Here is a 5,875-nt window from a genome sequence, read left to right as displayed (position 1 = left end):
CGACGAGCTGGACCTGGACCTCTTCGGCGGCGGCACCCACCCGTTCGCGTCCTGGACCGGGCAGCAGCTCACCGAGGGTCACCGCTACGAGGAGCTCATCAACCGCACCCAGTGGTGGGGCCGGCAGATGCTCATCTGGGGCGTGCACGTGCACGTCGGGATGCCGTCCAAGGACCGGGTGATGCCGGTGCTCTCGGCGCTCCTCAACTACTACCCGCACCTCCAGGCGCTCTCCGCCTCCTCGCCCATCTGGGCCGGCGTCGACACCGGCTACGCCTCCAACCGGGCGCTGATGTTCCAGCAGCTGCCGACCGCGGGCCTGCCGTTCCAGTTCGAGCGGTGGGAGGAGTTCGAGGCGTTCGTCAGCGACCAGCTGAAGACCGGCGTCATCGACGTCCTCACCGAGATCCGCTGGGACGTCCGCCCCGCTGTCAGCCACGGCACCCTGGAGAACCGGATCTGCGACGGCGTCTCGACGCTGACCGAGATGGGCGCGCTCGTCGCCCTCATGCACTGCCTGGTGGTGTGGCTCGACGAACGGTGCGCGGCCGGAGAGACCCTGCCGACGATGCCGCCCTGGCACGTCCAGGAGAACAAGTGGCGCTCGGCCCGCTACGGCACTGACGCGATCATCATCCTCGACGCCGCCTCCAACGAGCGGCTGGTCACCGACGACCTCGCCGACCTGGTCGTCCAGCTCGAGCCGGTCGCCGAGCGGCTCGGCTGCTCCGCCGAGCTCGCCGCCGTGCTCGACATCCCGAAGCGCGGCGCGTCGTACGTGCGCCAGCGTGCGGTCGCCGAACGCACCGACGGCGACCTGGTCGCCGTCGTCGACTCCGTCGTCCAGGAGCTCCGCGCCGACCTCGGCTGACGCCAGGTCAAATTTCTGTCGCGTTCGCACCAGCAAGCGCCAGCGAGCCCTAGCGTGGGACGAGCGATGGTCCTGCTCCGCCATCCCGCAGGGGGTCAACGATGTCTCGAGTTCAACGCCGTAGGACAGTCCTCGCCGTCGTCGCGGCGGTGCTGGGTGTCGCGCTCGGTCAGCCCGTCGCGGCCCGCGCCGGCGGAGCGTCGGCGGGCCCGGAGGCACCGACGTCGGCGGTGAGCCCGGAGGCGATGGCCACGACGATCACCGGCGGCTTGCAGTTCGCGTGCGGCCTGACCACCCAGGGGTCCGCGACCTGCTGGGGCTTCGAGCAGTACGGCGTCACCCTGCCCCCGCCAGGCACCTACACGGCCATCGACGCCGGCGGCTACCACGCCTGCGCGCTGCGGACCAACGGGCGGATCACGTGCTGGGGCGACGACACGCTCGGCCAGGCCAGTCCACCCCCGGGCTCGTTCGCCGGCATCGCTGCGGGCGGGTCCCACAACTGTGGCCTGCGGCCCAACGGCGTGGCCACCTGCTGGGGCAACGACAACGACGGCAAGGCCACGCCTCCGGGTGGGCTCTTCACGAGGCTGTCGGCCGGCCTGTTCAACTCCTGCGGCCTCCGACCCACCGGCATCCCCGTGTGCTGGGGCAGGCCCGTCACCGGCGTGAACACCACGCCCAACGAGCCGCTGACCACGATCACCGTGGGCGAGGACCACGCGTGCGGTCTGCGTCCGGACGGATCGGCCCTCTGCTGGGGCAACAACGACCACGGCGAGACCGACGAGCCGGCGGGGACCTTCACCGCCATCGAGGCCGGCGGCGACCTGACCTGTGCCGTCCGCACCAACGCGACCCTCAACTGCTGGGGCCGCGACTACGCGGGGCTCGGTGCCCCGCCGACGACTCGCGTGTCGGCTGTCGCGCTGGGTCTGTACCTCGGGTGCACGGTCGCTGCCGACGGAACCGTCGGCTGCTGGGGTGACATCACCGCCTTTCCGGTCACCGACGAGTTCCTCGGCCGAGCGGGTGTCTCGGCCGGCACGAACGCGACCTGCGGCGTCCAGGCCAACACCACCGTCGTGTGCTGGGGGACCGACGCCGACGCGCTCGTGAGCGACTCGCCCGCCGGCAGCTTCAGCTGGGTCAGCACCGGGGAGGACCACGCCTGCGCGATCGCGCTCGCGGGGCCGACGACCTGCTGGGGGGACAACTCCTCCGGGCAGGCCACGCCCCCGAACTCGAACCTGGTCGCGATCAGCGCCGGCGCCGACCACACCTGCGGCATCCGGAGCGTCGGCACCGTCATCTGCTGGGGCTCCAACGCTTTCGGCCAACGCACTGCCCCGGCGGGCACCTTCCGCCAGACGACCGCGGGCGGCACCCATTCCTGCGGCATCCTCACGGACGCGACCGTGACCTGCTGGGGCAACAACGCCTCCGGGCAGTCGACCGCACCCGCCGGGATGTTCTCCCGGGTCGTCGCGGGCGGGTCGTTCACGTGCGGCCTCAAGATCAACAGCGGCATTGAGTGCTGGGGCAGCAACGACCGCGGGCAGACCGACGCCCCGAGCGCGGCGTACGTCGGGCTCACGGCCGGGACCAACCACGCCTGCGCGCTCGCGACCGACGGCACCGTCGACTGCTGGGGCGCCGGCGGCTACGGCAAGGCCTCCCCACCCTCGGGCAGGTTCGTCGCGATCGAGGCCGGCACCAACCACACCTGCGGAGCGCGCACCACCGGCACCGTCGTGTGCTGGGGGCGCAACCACGCCGGCCAGAGCGTCGTCCCGCCCACGTTCAACCAGGTCGGCTGAGGAGGCCCGTGATGTCCGTACGCCGTGTCCTCGCCATCGTCCTGATGATCGTCGCGACGCTCGTCTCCTCGCCCCTGAGCAGCATGACCGCGGCCCGCGCCTCCGAGGTCGGCGGGGCACCCGGTCTGGCTGTCCCCGCGACGCAGCCCGACGTCGTCACGGCCGCGATCACCGCCGGCGTCGCCCACGCCTGTGCGGTCCGCAGCACCGGTACGGCGACGTGCTGGGGCAGCAACAGCAACGGGCAGACCGACGTGCCCGGCGGCGCCTTCACCAGCGTCGCAGCCGGAAGCTTCCACACCTGCGGCATCCGGCCCGCCGGGTCGGCGGTCTGCTGGGGATACGACGCGAACGACCAGGCAACGCCGCTGGCGGGGTCCTTCCTCACGGTCTCGGCCGGGACCGTCCACACCTGCGCGCTGCGCACCAACGGGAACGCCGCCTGCTGGGGGTCCAACGCGAGCGGCCTGACGACGCCACCGTCGGGGACCTTCACGGCGATCGTGTCCGGCTTCTTCTTCAGCTGCGGCCTGCGACCGGCGGGGACCGTCGAGTGCTGGGGTGAGAANGTCGAGTGCTGGGGTGAGAACGGCTCGAACCAGAGCTCCCCGCCCGCGACCACGTTCTCGGCGATCGCCGCCGGCGGCGCACACGTGTGTGGGCTCACGACCAACGGCTCCGTCGCCTGCTGGGGATCCGACTCCTCCGGGCAGGCGACACCGCCGACCGGGACGTTCACCGCCATCGCGGGCGGCGGGTCGCACACGTGCGCGCTGCGCACCAACGGGACGACGGCCTGCTGGGGCCTCAACACCTCCGGCCAGACCTCACCTCCGCTCGCCGCCAACGTCGCGGTCGCCGGCGGCGACACCTTCACCTGTGCGGTCCGGGCGGACGGGGCCCTCGCCTGCTGGGGTGCCAACGGCTCGGGCCAGTCGGTCCCGCCCGAGGAGTCGTTCGGCCGGGCGGCGATCAGCGCCGGAACCAGCAGCACCTGCGGCGCCCAGGCCAACGGCACGGTGCTCTGCTGGGGCACCGACGCCGACGGGGTCGTGACCGACTCGCCGTCGGGTCGCTTCACCCAGGTCAGCGACGGCGGCGCCCACGCCTGTGCGATCGCGGTCGCCGGGCCCACCACGTGCTGGGGCGACAACACCGCGGGCCAGGCCACGCCGCCGAGCTCGATGCTCGTGACTCTCAGCAGCGGCGCCGACCACACCTGCGGGATCCGCAGCGTCGGAACCCTCATCTGCTGGGGCTCCAACAGCGCCGGCCAACGCACCGCCCCGGCGGGGACCTACCGGGTCGTCGGCGCTGGCGGCACCCACGCGTGCGCTGTCCGCACCGACAGCACGGTCACCTGCTGGGGGAACAACGCCTCCGGCCAGGCCACGGCCCCGGGCGGCACCTTCACCACGGTCTCCGCCGGCGCCGCCTTCACGTGCGGCGTCCGGGCCTTCGGGACCGTCGAGTGCTGGGGCGCCGACGACCGCGGCCAGGCCACCCCACCGGCGGTCCCGACCGGCGCGTTCACGGCGGTGAGCGCCGGCAACAACCACGCCTGCGCGCTGGCCGCCAACGGCACGATCGAGTGCTGGGGTGCGGGCGGCTACGGCAAGGCCTCCCCGCCGCCCGGACAGTTCGTCGCCGTGGAGGCCGGGACCAACCACACCTGCGGCGTCCGCCGTACCGGAGTCACGGTGTGCTGGGGCCGCAACCAGGCCGGCCAGACCGCCGTCCCGCTCAGCTTCAACCAGATCGACTGACGAGCTCGATCAGTCCGCGGGGTCGGCCATCTCCAGCCGGACGCCGAGCAGCCGCACGGCCCGGTCCTTGTCGACGCGGTCGAGCAGGGCCACCGCCTCGGCGGCGAGCGCGTCCGGGTCGCTCGTCGGCGCCTTCAGCTTGTGGCTGCGGGTGAAGGTGAAGAACGGGCGGAAGCGGATCTTGAGCTCGACCCGCACTGCCGGCCTGCCCTCGGCTTCGATGTCCTCGACGACCCGGCGCGCGATCCGGGCGACCTCGCGCTCGACGTCGGCCCAGTCGGTGAGGTCCTCCTGGAACGTCTCCTCCCGACCGTGGCCGCGGGCGACGTACGGCGTCGCGTCGACCTCGTCCGAGGCGACACCCCGACCCAGCCGCCGCAGCCACGGACCCGTCGTCGGGCCGAGCGTCCCGGCGAGCAGGGCGGGCTCGGCGCGGGCGAGGTCCTCGACGGTCGCGAGCCCGAGCGCCGTGAGCTTGTCCGCGGTCTTCTTGCCGATCCCCCACAACGCCGTGGTCGGCCGCGAGCCCATCTCCTCGAACCAGGTCGCGTCGCTGATGACGTAGGTGCCCTGGCCGCGCACCTGCCCACCGGGGCCCGCCTCCTCACCGATACCAGCACCGGCCTCGCGGGCGAGCGCGCCCTCGACCCGCTGCTTGGCGAAGCCGGTCGCGAGCTTGGCCTGGAGCTTGTTGTCGCCGATGCCGACGGCGCTGCGCAGCCGGGTCCGCTCGACCAGAACGTCCCGGATCCGCTGGCCGAACGCGGTGGGCGAACCGAGGTCGCCGTGGCCCGGAGCCGGACCGACGAACGCCTCGTCCCAACCCAGCACCTCGACGAGGACCGGCAGGCCGCCCCACTCCAAGGAACGCAGGACCCCCATCACCTCCGCGGACGCCTCGTCGTAGGCCGCGGCGTCGACCGGCAGGAACACCGGCTCGGTCGCGGCCTTGGCGAGCTTGCGGGCCGCCAGTCGCAACGGCATGCCGGAGCCGACCCCGTAGGCGCGCGCCTCGTAGGACGCGGTCGCCACGACGCCGCGCTCGGTCGGGTCGCCCCGCCCGCCGACCACCACGGGCAGGCCGGCCAGCTCCGGCCGCCGCAGCACCTCGACCGCCGCGATGAACTGGTCGAGGTCGACGTGCAGCACCAGGGCCATCTGCCGTCAGGAGCCGTTCTGGAAGTAGAAGGAGCACTCCCCCGCGGCACACAGCGGTGTCCGCGCCCACAGCCCGCTCCGGGTCATCCCGGTGCCGGTCGAGCGGAGCACCCGGAAGCCGTCGTAGGACCGGCCGCGGTCGGTGGCGGTCGTGTAGACGACGTCGTCGACCCGGTCGCCGTCGACGTCGCTGACGACCGCGTCGACCACCGAGCCGGCGCCGCCGACCTGGTGGGCGAAGCGCGGGTCGAGGACGAAGC

The 5,875-nt window shown here is 73.1% G+C and carries 5 protein-coding genes; 3 read left to right on the top strand and 2 right to left on the bottom strand.

Going from position 1 to position 5,875, the window contains the following annotated elements:
* The 3 genes from H0487_RS21410 to H0487_RS21400 form a co-directional block, all read left to right on the top strand.
* Positions 1–871 (top strand): glutamate--cysteine ligase (locus H0487_RS21410; protein WP_183096249.1); only part of this gene is annotated, 871 nt, incomplete at its 5' end.
* 101 nt (positions 872–972) lie between these two features.
* Positions 973–2,691, top strand: a complete 1,719-nt coding sequence (locus tag H0487_RS21405; RefSeq protein WP_183096248.1) for an RCC1 domain-containing protein — start codon at positions 973–975, stop codon at positions 2,689–2,691.
* A gap of 11 nt (positions 2,692–2,702) precedes the next feature.
* Positions 2,703–4,457, top strand: a complete 1,755-nt coding sequence (locus H0487_RS21400) for a hypothetical protein (protein ID WP_183096247.1) — start codon at positions 2,703–2,705, stop codon at positions 4,455–4,457.
* A 9-nt stretch (positions 4,458–4,466) separates the two neighbouring features.
* Here H0487_RS21400 and H0487_RS21395 read toward each other — a convergent pair whose 3' ends face one another.
* A complete protein-coding gene (locus H0487_RS21395; RefSeq protein WP_183096246.1) occupies positions 4,467–5,615 on the bottom strand; it encodes a DNA polymerase IV in 1,149 nt (382 codons plus the stop codon).
* 6 nt (positions 5,616–5,621) lie between these two features.
* Positions 5,622–5,875, bottom strand: a 254-nt coding sequence (locus H0487_RS21390) for a hypothetical protein (protein ID WP_183096245.1), incomplete at its 5' end; no start/stop codon positions are given.

It is taken from the genome of Nocardioides stalactiti (genome assembly GCF_014180715.1).
Taxonomy (GTDB): domain Bacteria; phylum Actinomycetota; class Actinomycetes; order Propionibacteriales; family Nocardioidaceae; genus Nocardioides; species Nocardioides stalactiti.
This window is presented reverse-complemented; position numbering and strand designations above follow the sequence as displayed.

Bases quoted from the DNA above. Each gene is read 5' to 3' on its own strand.
- H0487_RS21405 (WP_183096248.1), top strand. From the start codon at position 973: ATGTCTCGAGTTCAACGCCGTAGGACAGTCCTCGCCGTCGTCGCGGCG.
- H0487_RS21395 (WP_183096246.1), bottom strand. From the start codon at position 5,615: ATGGCCCTGGTGCTGCACGTCGACCTCGACCAGTTCATCGCGGCGGTC.